Origin of the sequence: Streptomyces sp. S.PNR 29, assembly GCF_030386795.1 — a bacterium.
Classification (GTDB): Bacteria; Actinomycetota; Actinomycetes; order Streptomycetales; family Streptomycetaceae; genus Streptomyces.
In genome coordinates, this window is record NZ_JANUQM010000004.1 from 362230 (window position 1) to 382658 (window position 20429).

At 70.4% G+C, this 20429-nt stretch carries 20 protein-coding genes; 14 read left to right on the forward strand and 6 right to left on the reverse strand.

Features of this window, described 5'->3' with window-relative positions:
• Window positions 1–45 precede the first annotated feature (45 nt).
• From NW895_RS14140 to relA, 12 genes are all read left to right on the forward strand, one after another.
• Window positions 46–588, forward strand: coding sequence for a hypothetical protein (locus NW895_RS14140; protein ID WP_289935839.1), 543 nt, complete (start codon window positions 46–48; stop codon window positions 586–588).
• A 127-nt stretch (window positions 589–715) separates the two neighbouring features.
• Window positions 716–1624, forward strand: a complete 909-nt coding sequence (gene pdxS / locus NW895_RS14145) for a pyridoxal 5'-phosphate synthase lyase subunit PdxS (protein ID WP_289935840.1) — start codon at window positions 716–718, stop codon at window positions 1622–1624.
• 5 nt (window positions 1625–1629) lie between these two features.
• Window positions 1630–2238: a pyridoxal 5'-phosphate synthase glutaminase subunit PdxT gene (pdxT, locus tag NW895_RS14150; RefSeq protein ID WP_289935841.1), complete on the forward strand. Its 609-nt coding sequence runs from the start codon at window positions 1630–1632 to the stop codon at window positions 2236–2238.
• A gap of 48 nt (window positions 2239–2286) precedes the next feature.
• Window positions 2287–3039, forward strand: a complete 753-nt coding sequence (locus NW895_RS14155; protein WP_289935843.1) for a YebC/PmpR family DNA-binding transcriptional regulator — start codon at window positions 2287–2289, stop codon at window positions 3037–3039.
• A 134-nt stretch (window positions 3040–3173) separates the two neighbouring features.
• Window positions 3174–3713: a crossover junction endodeoxyribonuclease RuvC gene (ruvC, locus tag NW895_RS14160; protein WP_289935844.1), complete on the forward strand. Its 540-nt coding sequence runs from the start codon at window positions 3174–3176 to the stop codon at window positions 3711–3713.
• Entirely contained in the window at window positions 3710–4315 is a 606-nt protein-coding gene (gene ruvA / locus NW895_RS14165) for a Holliday junction branch migration protein RuvA (RefSeq protein ID WP_289935845.1), read from the forward strand. The genes ruvC and ruvA overlap by 4 nt, the downstream gene beginning before the upstream one ends.
• A gap of 25 nt (window positions 4316–4340) precedes the next feature.
• Complete coding sequence (gene ruvB, locus NW895_RS14170; protein WP_289935846.1) at window positions 4341–5435, forward strand: Holliday junction branch migration DNA helicase RuvB; 1095 nt, start codon at window positions 4341–4343, stop codon at window positions 5433–5435.
• Between the two features lie 175 nt (window positions 5436–5610).
• Window positions 5611–6096, forward strand: a complete 486-nt coding sequence (gene yajC / locus NW895_RS14175) for a preprotein translocase subunit YajC (protein WP_289935847.1) — start codon at window positions 5611–5613, stop codon at window positions 6094–6096.
• Between the two features lie 132 nt (window positions 6097–6228).
• Window positions 6229–7995, forward strand: coding sequence for a protein translocase subunit SecD (secD, locus tag NW895_RS14180; RefSeq protein ID WP_289935848.1), 1767 nt, complete (start codon window positions 6229–6231; stop codon window positions 7993–7995).
• 3 nt (window positions 7996–7998) lie between these two features.
• Complete coding sequence (secF, locus tag NW895_RS14185; protein WP_289935849.1) at window positions 7999–9117, forward strand: protein translocase subunit SecF; 1119 nt, start codon at window positions 7999–8001, stop codon at window positions 9115–9117.
• Window positions 9114–9653 carry an adenine phosphoribosyltransferase gene (locus NW895_RS14190; protein ID WP_289935850.1) on the forward strand — a complete coding sequence of 180 codons (540 nt, stop codon included), beginning with the start codon at window positions 9114–9116 and terminating at the stop codon, window positions 9651–9653. Before secF ends, NW895_RS14190 begins: the two co-directional genes overlap by 4 nt.
• A 171-nt stretch (window positions 9654–9824) precedes the next feature.
• The gene (gene relA, locus NW895_RS14195) at window positions 9825–12362 is read left to right on the forward strand and encodes a GTP pyrophosphokinase (protein ID WP_289935851.1); all 2538 of its coding nucleotides are present in this window, start codon (window positions 9825–9827) and stop codon (window positions 12360–12362) included.
• A 77-nt stretch (window positions 12363–12439) separates the two neighbouring features.
• Here the strand turns inward: relA and NW895_RS14200 are convergent, their stop codons facing one another.
• Window positions 12440–13669 (reverse strand): DUF349 domain-containing protein, encoded by a 1230-nt coding sequence (locus NW895_RS14200; protein WP_289935852.1) that lies wholly within the window; start codon window positions 13667–13669, stop codon window positions 12440–12442.
• Window positions 13670–13804: 135 nt separating this feature from the next.
• On the reverse strand, window positions 13805–14623 hold the full coding sequence (locus NW895_RS14205) for a peptidylprolyl isomerase (RefSeq protein WP_289935853.1): 819 nt from the start codon (window positions 14621–14623) through the stop codon (window positions 13805–13807).
• Between the two features lie 177 nt (window positions 14624–14800).
• Here NW895_RS14205 and NW895_RS14210 point away from each other — a divergent pair, with 177 nt between their 5' ends.
• Both NW895_RS14210 and hisS read left to right on the forward strand, forming a co-directional pair.
• Window positions 14801–15511: an MBL fold metallo-hydrolase gene (locus tag NW895_RS14210; protein WP_289935854.1), complete on the forward strand. Its 711-nt coding sequence runs from the start codon at window positions 14801–14803 to the stop codon at window positions 15509–15511.
• Between the two features lie 13 nt (window positions 15512–15524).
• A complete protein-coding gene (gene hisS, locus NW895_RS14215) occupies window positions 15525–16787 on the forward strand; it encodes a histidine--tRNA ligase (protein ID WP_289935855.1) in 1263 nt (420 codons plus the stop codon).
• Window positions 16788–16853: 66 nt separating this feature from the next.
• On the opposite strand, the gene NW895_RS14220 is transcribed toward hisS, so the two are convergent.
• From NW895_RS14220 to NW895_RS14235, 4 genes are read right to left on the reverse strand one after another with little or no spacing between them, the layout of a single operon-like run.
• A complete protein-coding gene (locus NW895_RS14220) occupies window positions 16854–17477 on the reverse strand; it encodes a response regulator transcription factor (RefSeq protein ID WP_289935856.1) in 624 nt (207 codons plus the stop codon).
• Entirely contained in the window at window positions 17474–18673 is a 1200-nt protein-coding gene (locus tag NW895_RS14225) for a sensor histidine kinase (protein ID WP_289936019.1), read from the reverse strand. The genes NW895_RS14220 and NW895_RS14225 overlap by 4 nt, the downstream gene beginning before the upstream one ends.
• Window positions 18670–19515 (reverse strand): ABC transporter permease, encoded by an 846-nt coding sequence (locus NW895_RS14230; RefSeq protein WP_289935857.1) that lies wholly within the window; start codon window positions 19513–19515, stop codon window positions 18670–18672. Before NW895_RS14230 ends, NW895_RS14225 begins: the two co-directional genes overlap by 4 nt.
• Window positions 19512–20378, reverse strand: coding sequence for an ABC transporter ATP-binding protein (locus NW895_RS14235; RefSeq protein WP_289935858.1), 867 nt, complete (start codon window positions 20376–20378; stop codon window positions 19512–19514). Before NW895_RS14235 ends, NW895_RS14230 begins: the two co-directional genes overlap by 4 nt.
• Window positions 20379–20429: the final 51 nt, after the last annotated feature.

The window sequence follows — 20429 nt, forward strand, 5'->3', positions numbered from 1 at the left end:
TGGGCCCCCGCAGGTCCCTGACCCCGCCCCGGTAGCCTGCCGCGCGTGACCGCAACCCTGATCTGGATCCTCGTCGCGCTCGTCGCGGTCGGCCTGTACCTGAGCTGGACCGCGGGCCGGCTGGACCGGCTGCACGCCCGTATCGACGCCGCCCGCGCGGCACTGGACGCCCAACTCCTGCGCCGGGCCTCCGTGACGCAGGAACTGGCCACCTCAGGTGTGCTCGACCCAGCCGCCTCGATCGTCCTCTACGAGGCCGCGCACGCCGCCCGGCAGGCCGAGGAGGAGCAGCGGGAGGTCGCCGAGAGCGAGCTGAGCCAGGCGCTGCGGGCCGTGTTCGCGGACGCCCAGCAGGTGGAGGTGGTCCGGGAGGCGCCCGGGGGAGAGGCCGCGGCCCGCGAGCTGACCGAGGCGGTCCGCAGGGTGCCGATGGCCCGCCGCTTCCACAACGACGCCGTACGCGCCGCCCGAGCCCTGCGCCGGCACCGCAAGGTGCGGTGGTTCCGGCTGGCCGGACACGCACCGTTCCCGATGGCCTTCGAGATGGACGACGAGCCGCCCACGGCCCTGGTGGAGCGCGCGGCCTAGGCCCGCTCGCCATGCCGCCACCTGCAAAACGATCCACCGTCTCACTATTGGCCCTTGCAGTGGCCCGCATACCTCCCGTTTCCTCGGTGCTGCAGAAAACCCTCTTTTCACGTCAGTGAGGTCATCCGTGTCCACGTTCTCCGAAAACCAGGCTCCCGAGACCGGCACCGCCCGAGTGAAGCGCGGTATGGCCGAGCAGCTCAAGGGCGGCGTGATCATGGACGTCGTCACGCCGGAGCAGGCGAAGATCGCCGAGGACGCGGGGGCCGTCGCGGTCATGGCCCTGGAGCGGGTCCCGGCCGACATCCGCAAGGACGGTGGCGTGGCCCGTATGTCCGATCCGGACATGATCGAGGGCATCATCAACGCCGTGTCCATCCCGGTGATGGCCAAGTCCCGCATCGGCCACTTCGTCGAGGCGCAGGTCCTGCAGTCCCTCGGCGTCGACTACATCGACGAGTCCGAGGTGCTCACCCCGGCCGACGAGGTCAACCACTCCGACAAGTGGGCGTTCACCACCCCGTTCGTCTGTGGCGCCACCAACCTCGGCGAGGCCCTGCGCCGCATAGCCGAGGGCGCCGCGATGATCCGCTCCAAGGGCGAGGCCGGCACCGGCAACGTCGTCGAGGCGGTCCGTCACCTGCGCCAGATCAAGGGCGACATCGCCCGCCTGCGCGGCCTGGACAACCACGAGCTGTACGCCGCCGCCAAGGAGCTGCGCGCCCCGTACGAGCTGGTCAGGGAGGTCGCCGAACTCGGCAAGCTGCCGGTCGTGCTGTTCTCCGCCGGTGGCGTCGCCACCCCGGCCGACGCGGCCCTGATGCGTCAGCTCGGCGCCGAGGGCGTCTTCGTCGGCTCCGGCATCTTCAAGTCCGGCGACCCGGCCAAGCGCGCCGCCGCCATCGTGAAGGCGACCACCTTCTACGACGACCCGAAGATCATCGCGGACGCGTCCCGCAACCTCGGCGAGGCCATGGTCGGCATCAACTGCGACACCCTCCCCGAGTCCGAGCGCTACGCCACCCGCGGCTGGTAACACCCATGAGTGAAGCACCTGTGATCGGCGTCCTGGCCCTCCAGGGCGACGTACGGGAGCACCTCGTCGCCCTGGCCGCGGCCGATGCCGTGGCCAGGCCGGTGCGGCGCCCCGAAGAGCTCGCCGAGGTCGACGGCCTCGTCCTCCCCGGCGGCGAGTCCACCACCATCTCCAAGCTGGCCATCCTCTTCGGAGTGATGGACCCCCTCCGCGCGCGCGTGCGGGACGGCATGCCCGTCTACGGCACCTGCGCCGGCATGATCATGCTCGCCGACAAGATCCTCGACCCGCGCTCGGGCCAGGAGACCGTCGGCGGCATCGACATGATCGTGCGCCGCAACGCCTTCGGACGGCAGAACGAGTCCTTCGAGGCGGCCGTCGAGGTCAAGGGCGTCGAGGGCGATCCCGTGGAGGGCGTCTTCATCCGCGCCCCCTGGGTCGAGTCCGTCGGGGCCGGGACCGAGGTGCTCGCCGAACACGACGGGCACATCGTCGCCGTCCGCCAGGGCAACGCGCTGGCCACCTCGTTCCACCCGGAACTGACCGGCGACCACCGGTTGCACGCCCTGTTCGTCGACATGGTGCGCGCCAACCGTCCGGCGGAGTCCTTGTAGGATCTCAGGCGTTCGTAGAGAGTTGGGTAACGCGAAGGAGACAGGCAGATGTCCGGCCACTCTAAATGGGCCACGACGAAGCACAAGAAGGCCGTCATCGATGCCAAGCGCGGCAAGCTCTTCGCGAAGCTGATCAAGAACATCGAGGTCGCGGCCCGCATGGGCGGTGCCGACCCCGACGGCAACCCGACGCTGTACGACGCCATCCAGAAGGCCAAGAAGCAGTCGGTTCCGAACAAGAACATCGACTCCGCGGTCAAGCGTGGCGCGGGCCTTGAGGCCGGCGGTGCCGAGTACGAGACGATCATGTACGAGGGCTACGGTCCGAACGGCGTCGCGGTGCTCATCGAGTGCCTCACCGACAACCGCAACCGCGCCGCGTCCGAGGTCCGCGTCGCCATGACCCGCAACGGCGGCTCCATGGCCGACCCGGGTTCGGTGTCGTACCTCTTCAACCGCAAGGGCGTCGTCATCGTCCCCAAGGGCGAGCTGACCGAGGACGACGTCCTCGCCGCCGTCCTGGACGCGGGCGCCGAGGAGGTCAACGACCTCGGTGAGACCTTCGAGGTCATCAGCGAGCCGACCGACCTGGTCGCGGTCCGCACCGCCCTGCAGGACGCGGGCATCGACTACGAGTCCGCCGACGCCAACTTCGTCCCGACCATGCAGGTCGAGCTGGACGAGGAGGGCGCCAAGAAGATCTTCAAGCTGATCGACGCGCTGGAGGACAGCGACGACGTGCAGAACGTCTTCGCCAACTTCGACGTCAGCGACGAGATCATGGAGAAGGTCGACGCGTAACGCTGCCGCGAGCTGCGGAAGTTCACCGGGCCGACGGGACACCCCGTCGGCCCGTCGCTTTGCCGGGCGTCGGTGCGGGCCGTTGTCAGTGGCACCCGATAGCCTGCACAAACAGGTGATCGAAGGGAGGGCGCGTGCGCGTACTGGGGGTGGACCCGGGGCTGACCCGGTGCGGTGTCGGCGTCGTCGAGGGCGTCGCGGGACGGCCGCTCACGATGCTCGGCGTCGGTGTCGTCCGTACGCCCACCGACGCGGACCTCGGCCACCGCCTCGTCGCCATCGAGCAGGGTCTGGAGCAGTGGCTGGACGAGCACCGGCCCGAATTCGTCGCCGTGGAGCGGGTCTTCAGCCAGCACAACGTCCGTACGGTCATGGGCACCGCCCAGGCCAGCGCCGTCGCCCTGCTGTGCGCCTCCCGCCGCGGCATCCCCGTCGCCCTGCACACCCCCAGCGAGGTCAAGGCCGCCGTCACCGGCACCGGCCGCGCCGACAAGGCGCAGGTGGGCGCCATGGTCACCCGCCTGCTGCGGCTCAGCGCGCCCCCGAAGCCCGCCGACGCCGCCGACGCCCTCGCCCTCGCCATCTGCCACATCTGGCGCGCCCCCGCGCAGAACCGACTCCAGCAGGCCGTCGCCCTGCACTCAGCCAACGTCTCGAAAGGCCGTACGGCATGATCGCCTTCGTCAGCGGCACAGTGGCCGCGCTCGCCCCCGACGCCGCGGTCGTCGAGGTCGGCGGCGTCGGAATGGCCGTCCAGTGCACGCCGAACACGCTGTCCACGCTCCGGACCGGCCAGCCCGCCAAGCTGCACACCTCCCTCGTCGTACGGGAGGACTCCCTCACGCTGTACGGCTTCGCGGACGACGACGAGCGTCAGACCTTCGAGCTGCTGCAGACCGCCAGCGGGGTCGGCCCCCGCCTGGCCCAGGCGATGCTGGCGGTGCACACCCCGGACGCCCTGCGCCGGGCCGTCGCGACGGCCGACGAGAAGGCGCTCACCGCCGTCCCCGGCATCGGCAAGAAGGGCGCCCAGAAGCTGCTGCTGGAGCTGAAGGACCGCCTGGGCGAGCCCGTCGGAGCGCCCGCCGTCGGCACGGCCGTCAGCAACGGCTGGCGTGACCAACTGCACGCCGCCCTGATCGGCCTCGGATACGCGACCCGTGAGGCCGACGAGGCCGTGGCCGCCGTGGCTCCGCAGGCTGAGGCCGCCGGGGGCACGCCCCAGGTCGGGCAGTTGCTGAAGGCGGCCCTGCAGACCCTCAACCGCGCCCGCTGACCCCACGACCCCCGAGGCATAAGCAATGAACTGGGACGACACGACCGACAACTCCGCCCCCGAGCGGCTCGTCGGCCCCGCCGAGGAGCGGCTGGTGGGCTCTGTCGCCGACGGTGAGGACCAGGCCGTCGAGGCCGCCCTGCGCCCCAAGGACCTGGACGAGTTCATCGGCCAGGAGAAGGTCCGCGAACAGCTCGACCTCGTGCTGCGGGCGGCACGCGCGCGCGGGGCGACCGCCGACCACGTCCTGCTCTCCGGCGCCCCGGGGCTCGGCAAGACCACCCTCTCCATGATCATCGCGGCCGAGATGGGCGCCCCCATCCGCATCACCTCCGGCCCCGCCATCCAGCACGCCGGCGACCTCGCGGCGATCCTCTCCTCCCTCCAGGAGGGCGAGGTGCTCTTCCTCGACGAGATCCACCGCATGTCGAGGCCGGCCGAGGAGATGCTCTACATGGCGATGGAGGACTTCCGCGTCGACGTCATCGTCGGCAAGGGCCCGGGGGCCACCGCGATCCCCCTCGAACTGCCCCCGTTCACCCTGGTCGGCGCCACCACGCGCGCGGGCCTGCTGCCGCCCCCGCTGCGCGACCGCTTCGGCTTCACCGCGCACATGGAGTTCTACGAGCCCGCCGAACTGGAACGCGTCATCCACCGCTCGGCGAGCCTTCTCGACGTCGAGATCGACTCCGAGGGCGCCGCCGAGATCGCCGGCCGCTCCCGCGGCACCCCCCGCATCGCCAACCGCCTGCTGCGCCGCGTCCGCGACTACGCCCAGGTCAAGGCCGACGGCGTGATCACCCGCGACATCGCCTCGGCCGCCCTCGCCGTCTACGAGGTCGACGCCCGCGGTCTCGACCGCCTCGACCGGGCCGTCCTTGAGGCCCTGCTCAAGCTGTTCGGCGGCGGCCCCGTCGGCCTGTCCACGCTGGCCGTCGCGGTGGGGGAGGAGCGCGAGACCGTCGAGGAGGTCGCCGAGCCCTTCCTCGTACGGGAGGGCCTGCTCGCCCGCACCCCGCGCGGAAGGGTCGCGACCCCCGCCGCATGGGCGCACCTCGGTCTCACCCCGCCCCGCTCGCAGGCTGCGGGAAGCGGACAACAGGACCTGTTCGGGGCCTGACGGCGCCGTGACGGCGAGGCCAGTGGCCCCCGCAGGAACCCCGGTGCCATGCTGAGCGTTGTTCCATGCGCGCGGACTCGCTTAGACTCCGCCGATGCCGCCCTTGTCGGCGACACACATACCCCCAACCATCAGGCCGCTCACCATCGCGGTCGTGTGAAGGAAGTACCGACCCGTGAGTCTCGTGACCCTCCTCCCGTTCATCGTGCTCATCGGGGCCATGTTCCTGATGACCCGGTCGGCCAAGAAGAAGCAGCAGCAGGCCGCGGACATGCGGAACCAAATGCAACCCGGCAGCGGTGTCCGCACCATCGGGGGCATGTACGCCACGGTCAAGGAGGTCAACGAGGACACGGTCCTCCTCGACGCCGGTCCCGGTGTCGAGCTGCTCTTCGCCAAGAACGCGATCGGTGCCGTCCTGTCCGACGACGAGTACAACCGGATCGTCCACGGCATCGAGCACGACCTGAAGTCCGACGCAGACCTCGTTCCGGACGACGCCTCCTCCCTCACCGAGACCGACGAGCCCTCCGACGCTGCCGCCGCTTCCGACGACAAGTCCGTCGACCTCGGCAAGAAGGACACGGCCGACGAGCCGACCGACGAGGCGAAGACGGACGCACAGCCGAAGAAGACCGACGGCGACTCCGAGGCGAAGTAGCCGTGCCCCGGGGCGCGCGGGCGGTGCCTGCGCGCCCCCGAGCATGCGCGGATCGCACGGGATCCCGACACCATGTCATGGCCGCACGCCCGGCGACCCGGCGCGGGGCGGCCCGAGAGGGAGTAACTGAAGGTGGCAGCACCTAAAAAGGGCCGGAACGCGAGCGCCCAGAGTAGGCCGGGGCGCTCGCTGGCCCTGATTCTGATCGCCATCGTGGCGCTCACCGGCGGCATGTTCGCCTCGGGACACACCACTCCGCGTCTCGGCATCGACCTGGCCGGTGGCACGAGCATCACGCTCCGGGCGGTCCCGGAGGCCGGCCAGGAAGGCGCGATCAACAAGACCAACATGGACACCGCGGTCGACATCATGAACCGCCGTGTCAACGGTCTCGGTGTCACCGAAGCCGAAGTTCAGACCCAGGGCAACAGCAACATCATCGTCAACATTCCCAAGGGTACGAACTCCAAGGAAGCCCAGAAGCAGGTCGGCACGACGGCCAAGCTCTACTTCCGCCCGGTGATCGCCACCGAGGTCTCCGGCGGTGCCGCGGCCAGCCCGTCGCCGAGCGCGTCCAGCAGCGCCTCCGACAAGGCCACGGACAAGGAAAAGGCCACGGACAAGGCGAGCTCCTCCCCGTCCGCCACCTCGACCCCGTCGGCGAGCTCCACCACTCAGGGCCGCCCTGTCACCGACGGTCTGAAGGCCGACGCCTCCCCGTCCGCGAGCAGCTCCGCCAGCGCCTCCCCGTCCGCGAGCGGCGGCGCCTCCGGCGACGACAGCAAGCTCCAGGCGGCGTACGCGGCGCTCGACTGCACGGACAAGAAGGCCCGGGCCAAGGCCGGTGACGGAGCCAAGCCCAGCGACTCCACCGTGGCCTGCGGCCAGAACTCGCAGGGCCAGTGGCAGAAGTACATCCTCGGCCCCGCCGAGGTCGACGGCACGGACGTCGACAAGGCCCAGGCCGTCTTCAACACGCAGACCGGCGCCGGCTGGACCGTCACGATGGACTTCACGAACGCCGGGTCCAAGAAGTTCGCGAACATCACCGGCAAGCTGGCGCAGAACCAGTCCCCGCAGAACCAGTTCGCCATCGTCCTGGACGGTGAGGTCGTCTCCGACCCGTACGTCCGTCAGGCGCTGACCGGCGGCAACGCCGAGATCTCCGGCAACTTCACCCAGGAGTCGGCCCAGAGCCTCGCCAACATGCTCTCGTACGGCGCCCTGCCGCTGACCTTCAAGGAGGACAGCGTCACCACGGTGACCGCCGCGCTCGGCGGCGAGCAGCTGAAGGCCGGTCTGATCGCCGGCGCGATCGGCCTCGCCCTGGTCGTCATCTACCTGGTGGTCTACTACCGCGGCCTGTCGCTCATCGCCGTGGCCTCGCTGCTGGTCTCCGCGGCCCTCACGTACGTGATCATGGCGCTGCTCGGCCCGACCATCGGCTTCGCGCTGAACCTGCCCGCCGTGTGCGGCGCCATCGTCGCGATCGGCATCACAGCGGACTCGTTCATCGTGTACTTCGAACGGGTCCGCGACGAGATCCGCGAGGGCCGCTCGCTGCGCCCCGCCGTCGAACGGGCCTGGCCACGCGCCCGGCGCACCATCCTGGTCTCCGACTTCGTGTCCTTCCTCGCCGCAGCGGTGCTCTTCGTCGTCACCGTCGGCAAGGTGCAGGGCTTCGCGTTCACGCTCGGCCTGACCACCCTGCTCGACGTGGTGGTGGTGTTCTTCTTCACCAAGCCGCTGCTGACGCTCCTGGCCCGCCGGAAGTTCTTCGCGAACGGCCACAGCTGGTCCGGCCTCGATCCCAAGCGACTGGGTGCGCAGCCCCCGCTGCGCCGCACCCGCCGTCCCTCCCCGTCCGCCGCTGGCCCTGTCGACCCGAAGGAGGCGTGAGAGATGTCGAAGCTCGGCAACCTCGGCGCCCGACTGCACCGTGGCGAGGTCGGCTACGACTTCGTCGGCAACCGCAAGATCTGGTACGGCATCTCCATCCTGATCACCATCACGGCCATCGTCGGCCTGGCGGTGCGCGGCCTGAACATGGGCATCGAGTTCCAGGGCGGTGCGGTCTTCACCACCCCCAAGAACACGAGCGTGTCGGTGTCCCAGGCCGAGACGTACGCGGAGGAGGCCTCCGGCCACGACGCGATCGTCCAGAAGCTCGGCGACGGCAGCATGCGCATCCAGATCGCCGGCATCGACACCGACAAGTCCAACCAGATCAAGGACGAGCTGGCCCAGGACCTGAAGCTCGACTCCGAGCAGATCAACGCGGACCTGGTCGGCCCCAGCTGGGGTGACCAGATCGCCGACAAGGCCTGGCAGGGCCTCGGCATCTTCCTGGTCCTCGTGGTGATCTACCTGGCGATCGCGTTCGAGTGGCGCATGGCGCTCGCCGCGTTCGTCGCGCTGATCCACGACATCACCATCACCGTCGGTATCTACGCCCTCGTCGGCTTCGAGGTGACGCCCGGTACGGTGATCGGTCTGCTGACGATCCTCGGTTACTCGCTCTACGACACGGTCGTCGTCTTCGACAGCCTCAAGGAGCAGACGAGGGACATCACGAAGCAGACCCGCTGGACCTACAGCGACGTCGCGAACCGCTCGATCAACAGCACCCTGGTCCGCTCGATCAACACCACCGTGGTGGCGCTGCTGCCGGTGGCGGGCCTGCTGTTCATCGGTGGCGGTGTCCTCGGCGCCGGCATGCTCAACGACATCTCGCTGTCGCTGTTCGTCGGCCTCGCGGCCGGTGCGTACTCCTCGATCTTCATCGCCACGCCGCTCGTCGCCGACCTCAAGGAGCGCGAGCCGCAGATGAAGGCCCTCAAGAAGCGCGTGCTGGCCAAGCGTGCCCAGGCCGCCGCGAAGGGCGAGTCCCCCGAGGCCCCGGTCACCGACGAGGCGCACGCGGACGAGCCCGAGGACGCCGCCCCCGCGGTCGTCGGCCCCCGCAACCAGCCCGCGTCCCGCAACCGGGGCCGTGGCCGACCCTCGGGGAAGCGCCGATGACCGACGTCAAGGAGCTGCTCCTCAGCCGTATCCGCGACGTGGCCGACTACCCGGAGCCGGGCGTGATGTTCAAGGACATCACCCCGCTCCTGGCGGACCCGGCGGCGTTCACCGCGCTCACCGACGCGCTGGCCGAGACCGCCGAGCGCACCGGCGCCACCAAGGTCATCGGCCTGGAGGCCCGCGGCTTCATCCTCGGCGCGCCGGTCGCCGTACGGGCCGGCCTCGGCTTCATCCCCGTGCGCAAGGCGGGCAAGCTCCCCGGAGCCACCCTCAGCCAGGCGTACGACCTGGAGTACGGCTCGGCAGAGATCGAGGTGCACGCCGAGGACCTCAGCGGTGAGGACCGGATCCTGGTGATCGACGACGTCCTCGCCACCGGCGGCACCGCGGAGGCCTCGATCCAGCTCATCCGCCGGGCTGGCGCCGAGGTCGCGGGTCTCGCCGTCCTGATGGAGCTCGGCTTCCTCGGCGGCCGGGCCCGCCTGGAACCGGCCCTCGGCGGCGCTCCGCTGGAGGCACTGCTCACGGTCTGAGGACCTTCGTAGACGTAAGGGGCGGGCCCGGAGGAATCCGGCGCCCGCCCCTTGCGTTTCTCCGGTAGACGGCCCTCACATCGGCCTGAAGGCGATCCTGGGGCCCAGGATCGCTACCATGGGGTTTCCGGAGCCTGACCGGGGGACCCGGATCGCGCACGAGGAGCCCTCTTGCCAGACGAGGCCCAGCACCTGACCGCCGCCAAGCCCGAGTCCGCCTCGGCAGCCGCGGCCAAGCCCGCGCCGAACGCGCCGCACGCGAAGAACGACACCCGCGGGCCGGTCCAGCACGCCCAGTCCGCGCCCGTCGACAAGCCTGCCGAGCAGCCGCGTCCCAAGCCCGCGCCCCCCGAGCGCTCCACGAACCCGCCCGTGGTCCGCCCGCCCGCCGGCCAGCCCGCCCGCTCCGGCTCCTCCAACCGGGTCCGCGCCCGCCTCGCCCGGCTCGGCGTCCAGCGCGCCAACCCCTACAACCCGGTGCTGGAGCCGCTGCTGCGGATAGTCCGCAGCAACGACCCGAAGATCGACGCCTCCACGCTCCGCCAGATCGAGCGCGCCTACCAGGTCGCCGAGCGCTGGCACCGCGGCCAGAAACGCAAGAGCGGCGACCCGTACATCACCCATCCCCTCGCCGTCACCACCATCCTCGCCGAGCTGGGCATGGACCCGGCCACGCTGATGGCCGGACTGCTGCACGACACGGTCGAGGACACCGAGTACGGCCTCGACGACCTGCGCCGCGACTTCGGCGACGTGGTCGCCCTGCTCGTCGACGGCGTCACCAAGCTGGACAAGGTCAAGTTCGGCGAGGCCGCCCAGGCCGAGACCGTGCGCAAGATGGTCGTCGCCATGGCCAAGGACCCGCGCGTCCTGGTCATCAAGCTCGCCGACCGCCTGCACAACATGCGCACCATGCGCTACCTCAAGCGCGAGAAGCAGGAGAAGAAGGCGCGCGAGACCCTGGAGATCTACGCGCCGCTCGCCCACCGCCTGGGCATGAACACCATCAAGTGGGAACTGGAGGACCTCGCCTTCGCGATCCTCTACCCCAAGATGTACGACGAGATCGTACGGCTGGTGGCCGAGAGGGCGCCGAAGCGTGACGAGTACCTGGCCATAGTGACCGACGAGGTGCAGCAGGACCTGCGCGCCGCCCGCATCAAGGCCACCGTCACCGGCCGCCCGAAGCACTACTACAGCGTCTACCAGAAGATGATCGTCCGCGGTCGCGACTTCGCGGAGATCTACGACCTGGTGGGCATCCGCGTCCTCGTGGACACCGTCCGCGACTGCTACGCGGCCCTCGGCACGGTGCACGCGCGATGGAACCCGGTCCCCGGCCGGTTCAAGGACTACATCGCGATGCCCAAGTTCAACATGTACCAGTCGCTGCACACCACGGTCATCGGCCCCAACGGCAAGCCGGTCGAACTCCAGATCCGTACGTTCGACATGCACCGCCGTGCCGAGTACGGCATCGCCGCGCACTGGAAGTACAAGCAGGAGGCCGTCGCCGGCGCCTCCAAGATCCGCACCGACGCGCCGAAGTCGTCCGCGAAGGACAAGGACGCCATCAACGACATGGCGTGGCTGCGGCAGCTGCTGGACTGGCAGAAGGAGACCGAGGACCCCAGCGAGTTCCTGGAGTCCCTGCGCTTCGACCTCTCCCGCAACGAGGTCTTCGTCTTCACCCCGAAGGGCGACGTCATAGCGCTCCCGGCCGGAGCCACCCCCGTCGACTTCGCCTACGCGGTCCACACCGAGGTCGGCCACCGCACCATAGGGGCGCGGGTCAACGGACGCCTCGTACCGCTGGAGTCCACCCTGGACAACGGCGACCTGGTGGAGGTTTTCACCTCCAAGGCGCCCGGCGCCGGCCCTTCCCGGGACTGGCTCGGCTTCGTGAAGTCGCCGCGCGCCCGCAACAAGATCCGCGCGTGGTTCTCCAAGGAGCGCCGCGACGAGGCGATCGAGCAGGGCAAGGACGCCATCGTCCGCGCGATGCGCAAGCAGAACCTGCCGATCCAGCGCATCCTGACCGGCGACTCCCTCGTCACGCTCGCCCACGAGATGCGCTACGCGGACATCTCCGCGCTGTACGCGGCGATCGGCGAGGGCCATGTCTCCGCGCAGAACATCGTGCAGAAGCTCGTCCAGGCCCTCGGCGGCGAGGAGGCGGCCACCGAGGAGATCGACGAGACGGTCCCGCCGGCCCGCGGCCGCAGCCGCAAGCGCCGCTCCAGCGCCGACCCGGGCGTGATCGTCAAGGGCGTCGAGGACGTATGGGTCAAGCTCGCCCGCTGTTGCACACCGGTGCCCGGCGACCCCATCATCGGCTTCGTCACCCGCGGTAGCGGTGTATCGGTTCACCGCAATGACTGCGTCAACGTGGAGTCACTGTCCCGGGAGCCCGAGCGCATCCTCGAAGTCGAGTGGGCGCCCACCCAGTCCTCGGTGTTCCTGGTCGCCATCCAGGTCGAGGCCCTGGACCGCTCCCGGCTGCTGTCGGACGTCACGCGCGTGCTGTCCGATCAGCACGTCAACATCCTCTCGGCGGCCGTCCAGACCTCCCGCGACCGCGTCGCCACGTCCCGCTTCACCTTCGAGATGGGCGATCCGAAGCACCTCGGACACGTCCTGAAGGCCGTCAGGGGCGTGGAGGGCGTCTACGACGTGTACCGGGTGACATCGGCCCGCAGCCGGTCGTAGGCCGGCCGCGAGGCCGTACACACACGAACGAGGGGCTTCCGTACGGCGAGTACGGAAGCCCCTCGTTCGTGTGCCGGTCAGCCGCCGAACTCCTGCAGCCCCTTCAGAGCCTGGTCCAGCAGCGCCTGGCGGCCCTCCAGCTCCTTTTCGAGCTTGTCGGCCTTGGCGTTGTTGCCCTGGGCGCGGGCCTGCTCGATCTGGGCCCTCAGCTTGTCCACGGCGGCCTGGAGCTGACCGGTCAGACCCTCGGCACGCGCGCGTGCCTCCGGGTTCGTCCGGCGCCACTCGGCCTCCTCGGCCTCCTGCAGGGCCCGCTCGACCGAGTGCATCCGGCCCTCGACCTTCGGCCGCGCGTCGCGCGGCACATGGCCGATGGCCTCCCAGCGCTCGTTGATCGAACGGAACGCGGCACGGGCGGCCTTCAGATCCGTGATCGGCAGCAGCTTCTCGGCCTCCTCGGCCAGCTCCTCCTTGAGCTTCAGGTTCTCCGCCTGCTCGGCGTCCCGCTCGGCGAAGACCGAGCTGCGGGCGGCGAAGAAGACGTCCTGGGCGCCGCGGAAGCGGTTCCACAGGTCGTCCTCGTGCTCCCGCTGGGCGCGACCGGCGGCCTTCCACTCGGCCATCAGCTCGCGGTACCGCGCGGCCGTCGGCCCCCAGTCCGTCGAGTCCGACAGCGCCTCGGCCTCGGCGACCAGCCGTTCCTTGGTCTTGCGGGCCTCCTCGCGCTGCGCGTCCAGATGCGCGAAGTGCTGCTTGCGCCGCTTGGAGAACGCCGACCGTGCGTGCGAGAAACGGTGCCACAGCTCGTCGTCGGACTTGCGGTCCAGGCGCGGCAGGCCCTTCCAGGTGTCCACCAGGGCCCGCAGCCGCTCACCGGCCGCCCGCCACTGGTCGGACTGCGCCAGCTCCTCCGCCTCGACGACCAGCGCCTCCTTGGCCCTGCGCGCCTCGTCGGACTGCCTCGCCCGCTGCGCCCTGCGCTCCTCACGGCGCTTCTCCACCAGCTCCACGAGCTTGTCCAGCCGGGCCCTGAGGGCCTCCAGGTCGCCTACCGCGTGATGTGCGTCGACCTGCTCCCGGAGGTGGTCGATGGCGGTCTGGGCGTCCTTGGCCGACAGGTCGGTGGTCTTCACCCGCTTCTCGAGGAGGCCGATCTCGACAACCAGGCCCTCGTACTTGCGCTCGAAGTAGGCCAGCGCCTCCTCGGGGGAGCCGGCCTGCCAGGAACCGACGACCTTCTCGCCGTCGGCCGTACGCACGTACACGGTCCCCGTCTCGTCGACGCGGCCCCACGGGTCGCTGCTCACAGCGCCTCCTCCACATGATGCCTGCGGAGGGCTTCAGAACCCCCGGGCATCGTCCACAGTTTCGTCACGGCCAACATAGGCGACCGGCGGGTGGCCTGTCCGCATCCCGCGCGACCGAAATTTCGCAGTTGGCGGTCAGGATTTGGTGACCGTCGCCTTGTTGATCACGACCGTCGCGTTCGGGGCCCCGTCACCGGCGCCCGTGCTCTCGCCCGCCGCGGCGATCTTCTTGAGCACCTTCATGCCCGCCTCGGAGACGGTACCGAACGGCGTGTAGCTGGGCGGAAGCTGACTGTCCTGGTACACCAGGAAGAACTGGCTGCCACCGCTGTGCTTCTGCCCGGTGTTCGCCATCGCCACGGTGCCCGCCGGGTAGACATTGCCCTTCAGGCTTTTGTCCTTCAGATTCTCGTCGGGGATCGTGTACCCCGGACCACCGCTGCCGCTGCCCGTCGGGTCACCGCACTGCAGCACATAGATGCCGTTGGTGGTGAGCCGGTGGCACTTGGTGTGGTCGAAGTAGCCCTTCCCGGCGAGGAAGTCGAAGGAGTTGACGGTGTGCGGCGCCGCCGACGCCTTCATGTCGATGTCTATCTCGCCGCAGGTCGTCGCCAGCTTCATGGTGTACTTCGCCGACTTGTCGATGGTCATCGCCGGCTCCTTCTTCCAGTTCTCCGACGTGACCTTGCCCGCGGCGGGCTTCTCGCACGGGTCCGCGGGCTTGCTCGGCGAGGCGCTCGGGGTGACCTCGGCGCCCGCGTTGGCCTTGCCGCCGTCGTCCTTGAGGACCCCGGTCGTGTACAGCGCCAGGCTGCCCACCAGGACCACGCCGAGCACCGACGCGATCACCGCGTTGCGCATCCGCGCCTTGCGCCGGGCGGCGGTGCGCCGCTGCTGCTGCCGCAAGAACTTCTCCCGGGCGAGCTGACGCCGCCGCTGTTCCTGGCTGACCACCGGGTTTTCTCCTCATGCGTCTCGTATGCCGACCGGTACGCGTGCGTCCTTGAGCCGACCGCATGCGTGTGCCCCGTACCGTATATGGGTTCGCTGAGGAATCGGCAGCGCCGGTAGGCTCTGACCCCAGGCGCAGTCGCCGAGAAGCCGCCCGTATCGACACAACGAAGGACGATCGTGCTCATTGCCGGGTTCCCCGCCGGGGCCTGGGGGACGAACTGCTACCTCGTCGCCCCCGCCGCCGGTGAGGAGTGCGTGATCATCGACCCCGGCCATCAGGCCGCCCAGGGCGTCGAGGAGGCGGTCAGAAAGCACCGGCTCAAGCCCGTCGCCGTCGTCCTCACCCACGGACACATCGACCACGTGGCCTCGGTCGTCCCGGTGTGCGGCGCGCACGACGTACCGGCCTGGATCCACCCCGACGACCGGTACATGATGAGCGACCCGGAGAAGGCGCTCGGCCGATCCATCGGGATGCCGCTCATGGGCGAGCTGACCGTCGGGGAGCCGGACGACGTCAAGGAGCTGGCCGACGGCGCGAAGCTGGAGCTGGCGGGCCTGGAGCTGACGGTCGCGCACGCGCCGGGCCATACCAAGGGGTCGGTGACCTTCGGCATGCCCGAGGCGGCGGACATCCCGCCGGTTCTGTTCTCGGGTGACCTGCTGTTCGCCGGCTCCATCGGACGCACCGACCTGCCGGGCGGTGACATGGCCGAGATGCTCGACTCGCTGGGCCGCGTGTGCCTGCCGCTCGACGACTCGACCGTGGTGCTGTCCGGCCACGGCCCCCAGACGACCATCGGCCGGGAGCGCGCCACCAACCCCTATCTGCGGCAGGTGGCGGCCGGCCTCGGGAGCACGGACGCCGCTCCCCGACGAGGAATGTGACGAGAGACCTTCCGTGAGCACCTTCAAGGCCCCCAAGGGCACGTACGACCTGATCCCGCCGGACTCCGCCACATACCTGGCGGTCCGTGAGGCGATCGCCGCGCCGCTGCGCAACTCCGGCTACGGCTACATCGAGACACCCGGCTTCGAGAGTGTGGAACTCTTCGCGCGCGGTGTCGGTGAGTCCACCGACATCGTCACGAAGGAGATGTACGCCTTCGAGACCAAGGGCGGCGACAAGCTCGCCCTGCGCCCCGAGGGCACGGCCTCGGTCCTGCGCGCCGCCCTGGAGGCCAACCTGCACAAGGCGGGCAACCTCCCGGTCAAGCTCTGGTACTCCGGCTCGTACTACCGCTACGAGCGCCCCCAGAAGGGCCGCTACCGCCACTTCTCGCAGGTCGGCGCCGAGGCGATCGGCGCGGAGGACCCGGCGCTGGACGCCGAGCTGATCATCCTGGCCGACCAGGCGTACCGTTCGCTGGGGCTGCGTGACTTCCGGATCCTGCTGAACAGCCTCGGCGACAAGGAGTGCCGCCCGGTCTACCGGGCGGCGCTGCAGGAATTCCTGCGGGGCCTGGACCTGGACGAGGACACGCTCCGCCGCGCGGAGATCAACCCGCTCCGCGTCCTCGACGACAAGCGCGAGTCGGTGCAGAAGCAGCTGGCGGGCGCGCCGCTGCTGCGCGACTACCTCTGCGACGCCTGCAAGGCGTACCACGAGGAGGTCCGTGAGCTGATCACCGCGGCGGGGGTCGCCTTCGAGGACGACCCCAAGCTGGTGCGCGGCCTGGACTACTACACCCGTACGACGTTCGAGTTCGTCCACGACGGTCTGGGCTCCCAGTCCGCGGTGGGCGGCGGGGGCCGCTACGACGGTCTGTCGGAGATGATCGGCGGCCCCGCACTCCCGTCGGTGGGCTGGGCCCTGGGCGTCGACCGCACGGTCCTGGCCCTGGAAGCGGAGGGCGTCAGGCTCGAACTCCCGGCGACGACCAGCGTGTTCGCGGTACCGCTCGGCGAGGAGGCCCGCCGTGTCCTGTTCGCCAAGGTCACCGAACTGCGCAAGGTCGGCATCGCCGCCGACTTCTCCTACGGCGGCAAGGGCCTCAAGGGCGCCATGAAGAACGCCAACCGCAGTGGCGCCCGCTACACGATCGTGGCGGGGGAGAGGGACCTCGCCGAGGGCGTCGTCCAGCTGAAGGACATGGAGAGCGGCGAACAGACGGCCGTCGGCGTCAACGAGATCGTGGCAGAACTGGAGGCCCGGCTCGGCTGAGCCCGGTGGGGCGGCGGGAGCGGCTTTCCCCGCCCCCGCCGTCCCTCCCTCCGGACACGTCGACCCTCAGTCCAGCAGCCCGAAGCGCATCGCGCTCGTCACCGCAGCTGTCCGGTCGTCCACCCCCAACTTGCCGAACACCCGCAGCAGATACGTCTTCACCGTCGACTCCCCGATGAACAGCCGGCGCCCGATCTCCGCGTTCGTACAGCCCTCCGCCACCAGCCGCAGCACCGCCGTCTCCCGCTCCGACAACCGCGGCCGCTCCGGCTTCGTCCGCAACTGGTCCACCAGCCGCGCCGCCACCGATGGCGCCAGCACCGTCTCGCCCCGCGCAGCGGCCCGTACGGCCTCCGCCAGCTCCGCGCGCGGCAGGTCCTTCAGCAGGTACCCCGCCGCCCCGGCCTCCACGGCCCGCAGGATGTCCCGGTCCGTCTCGTACGTCGTCAGGACGATCACCCGGCACGCCAGCCCGGCCTCCGTCATCCGCACGATGGAGTCCACGCCCCCACCGCCCGGCATCCGCAGGTCCATCAGCACGATGTCGGGCGCCAGTTCGGCGGCCAGTGCCTCCGCCTGCGGGCCGCTGGACGCGTCGGCGACCACCTCCAGATCCGGCTCGGCGCTCAGCATCGCCCGCAGCCCCTCCCGTACGACGGGATGGTCGTCGGCCAGGATGATCCGGATCATGGTGCGCTCCCTGAGGACGGTACGGGCAGTCGGACCGTCACCGTCGTCCCGTCGCCCGGCGCGCTGCGCACCAGGGCGATACCGTCGGCCTCCGCGACCCGGGCGCGCAGCCCCGCCAGACCGTACCCGCCCGACACGGCACCCGGCTCGAAGCCGCGGCCGTCGTCCCGTACGCACACGGTGAGCGTCTCCTCGGTGTACGTCAGCGTGATCCCGACCGCAGCCGAACTCCCCGCGTGCTTGCGGGCGTTCGCCAGGGCCTCCTGGCAGACCCGCAGGGCGACCACCTCCGGACCGGCGGGCAGGGGCCGTACCGGACCGGTCACCTCCAGGGCGGCGTCATGGCGGGCGGCCAGCCGGCCCAGGGCGTCCGGGAGCGAGGCGCCGTCCAGATCGGCGGGCGCGGCACCGGCGACCAGGGCGCGGGCCTCGGCGAGGTTCTGCCGGGCCGTCTCGTCCATCAGCCGCAGATGACGGCGGGCCTGCGGCACGTCATGGCCGAGCTCCGCCTCCACGGCCTGGATCAGCATCAGCAGGCTGGTGAAACCCTGCGCCAGCGTGTCATGGATCTCCCGCGCGAGCCGCTCCCGCTCCGCGAGCGCGCCGTGCGCCGCCGACAACCGCGAGATCTCGTGCCGGCTCGCGTCCAGCTCCGCGATCAGCGCCGCCCGCTCCTGGCTCTGCTCGATGATCCTGATGATCCAGGTGCCGACGGCCACCGAGAACACGAAGGTCACCACGGCGAACAGACCGTTGAAGAAGACGTCCTGATCACTGGGCCACCACAGCAGCGCCCAGCCCACCACGGGTACGAGGCTGAGGACGGCCACGGCCACCAGCGCCTGCCGCACCCGCAGCGTCATGAAGCACTGGGGGACCAGCGCGAAGGTCATCAGCCGGGTCTCGCCCACGAGGACCGCCGACGGCAGGAAGAGCGACATCGCCGCCACGAGATAGCCGAGGACCCGCCGCGCGTCGGGCGGGTCCTCCCGCAGCAGGGGGCGCCCCACCCACACGAACAGCGGGATCAGCGGCACCAGCAGCCCCGCCGCGACCGCGCGGACCGGCCACCCCGGCTGCCCGGCGCCGAGCACGAACACCAGGGTGGCCAGCCAGATGAGCGCGAAATACGTGTCCCAGAGCCGGAACGACCGGTCCCAGGTGTACGCGCCCACGGCCCCGGCCGCACCGGTCATCCGTCGCGCCGGTTCTTCCAGCGGAAGGTCAGCAGACACAGCAGCAATCCTCCGGCGCACCACGCCCCCAGCACCAGGGCGACGCGTCCGAACTCCCAGCCTCCGGCCTGCTCCAGCACCTGCGCCGACTCCGGCAGGAACACGCCGCGCAGCCCCTGGCACATCCACTTCAGCGGGAACAGCGCGCCGATGTTCAGCATCCAGTCCGGGATGGTGCCGATGGAGATGTACACACCGGAGATGAACTGCAGGACGAGGAACGGCAGGACGACCACCGAGGACGCGCTCTTGCCGGACTTCGGGACCGAGCTGATCGCGATGCCGAGCAGCGCGCACGCCGTCATGCCGAGGACGAAGACCCAGGCCAGGCCGAACCACCGGCCCGCGTCCGAGGGAAGGCCGACGTCGTACAGGGTCGTGCCGACCAGCAGCAGGATCGCCGTCTCCAGCAGACCGGTGACCAGAACCAGCCAGATCTTGCCGAGGAAGTACGCCGCCGGCGGCATCGGCGTGCCGCGCAGCCGGCGCAGCACCTTCTCGTCCCGCTCGATCGCGATCGAGACGCCGAGGGACTGGAAACTCGTCGACATGATGCCGGCGGCCATCATCGCCGGAACGTACAGCTGCGAGGCGGTGACGCCCGCGCCCTCCACGTCGTCGCTGAAGATCGAGGCGAACAGGAACAGGAAGACCACCGGGAAGGCGAAGGTGAACACCACCTGGTCGCGCTGCCGGAAGAACTGCCGCAGCTCCAGCGCGCCCCGCCGCACCCCGAGCCCCCAAGCCCCCGGAAGCCGCACATCGGTCGTCCCGCGGGACTCCCGCACGACGGTCGTGGTCATCGCGCCTCCTCCTGTCCGGTCAGCCGGAGGTAGACGTCCTCCAGCGTGGGGCGGCTCACCCTGAGGCCCGGGATCTCGCCGTCGAAGCGGCGCATGAGCTCGGCGACCGTCAGGGTGGGAGTCGTCGTGCGCTCCGCGCGTGGGGCACCGTCCGGCTCGGTCCACTCGACGGTGGCCTCGGTGCCGTACCGCTCCCTCAGGGCGGCCGGCTCGCCCTCCGCGACGACCCGGCCCCGGGCGACGATCGCCAGCCGGTGCGCGAGCGCCTCCGCCTCCTCCAGGTAGTGCGTGGTCAGCACGATGGTCGTGCCCTCGTCGGCCAGGGTGCGGATCAGGCCCCAGAACTGGCGCCGGGCCGCCGGGTCGAAGCCGGTCGTCGGCTCGTCCAGGAGCAGCAGGTCGGGGCCGCCGATCACCCCGAGGGCGACATCGAGCCGCCGGCGCTGCCCGCCCGAGAGCGCCTTGATCCGGCTGTCCGCCTTCCCCTCCAGGCCCACCAGGGCGATCACCTCCTCCGGGGCCCGGGGCCTCGGGTAGTAGCGGGCGAAGTGCCGGACGGTCTCGCGGACCGTCAACTCGGCGGGCGCGGACTCGTCCTGCCAGACGATGCCGACACGCGAGCGCCACGCGCGCGTGCCGGTCTCCGGGTCCGCACCGAGCACGGACACCTCACCCGCGTCCCGCGTCCGGTTGCCCTGCAGGATCTCCACCGTGGTGCTCTTGCCCGCCCCGTTGGGGCCCAGCAGGCCGAACACCTCGCCCCGCCGGATGCCGAGATCGATGCCGTCGACCGCGGTCACGTCCCCGTACTGCTTGCGCAGCCCCCGTACGTCCACCGCGAGATCGTTCGCGTGTGCTGTCATGGTTCGAGCGTCGGCCGGAACCGAACGTTCGGGGACGACCACACGTACTTC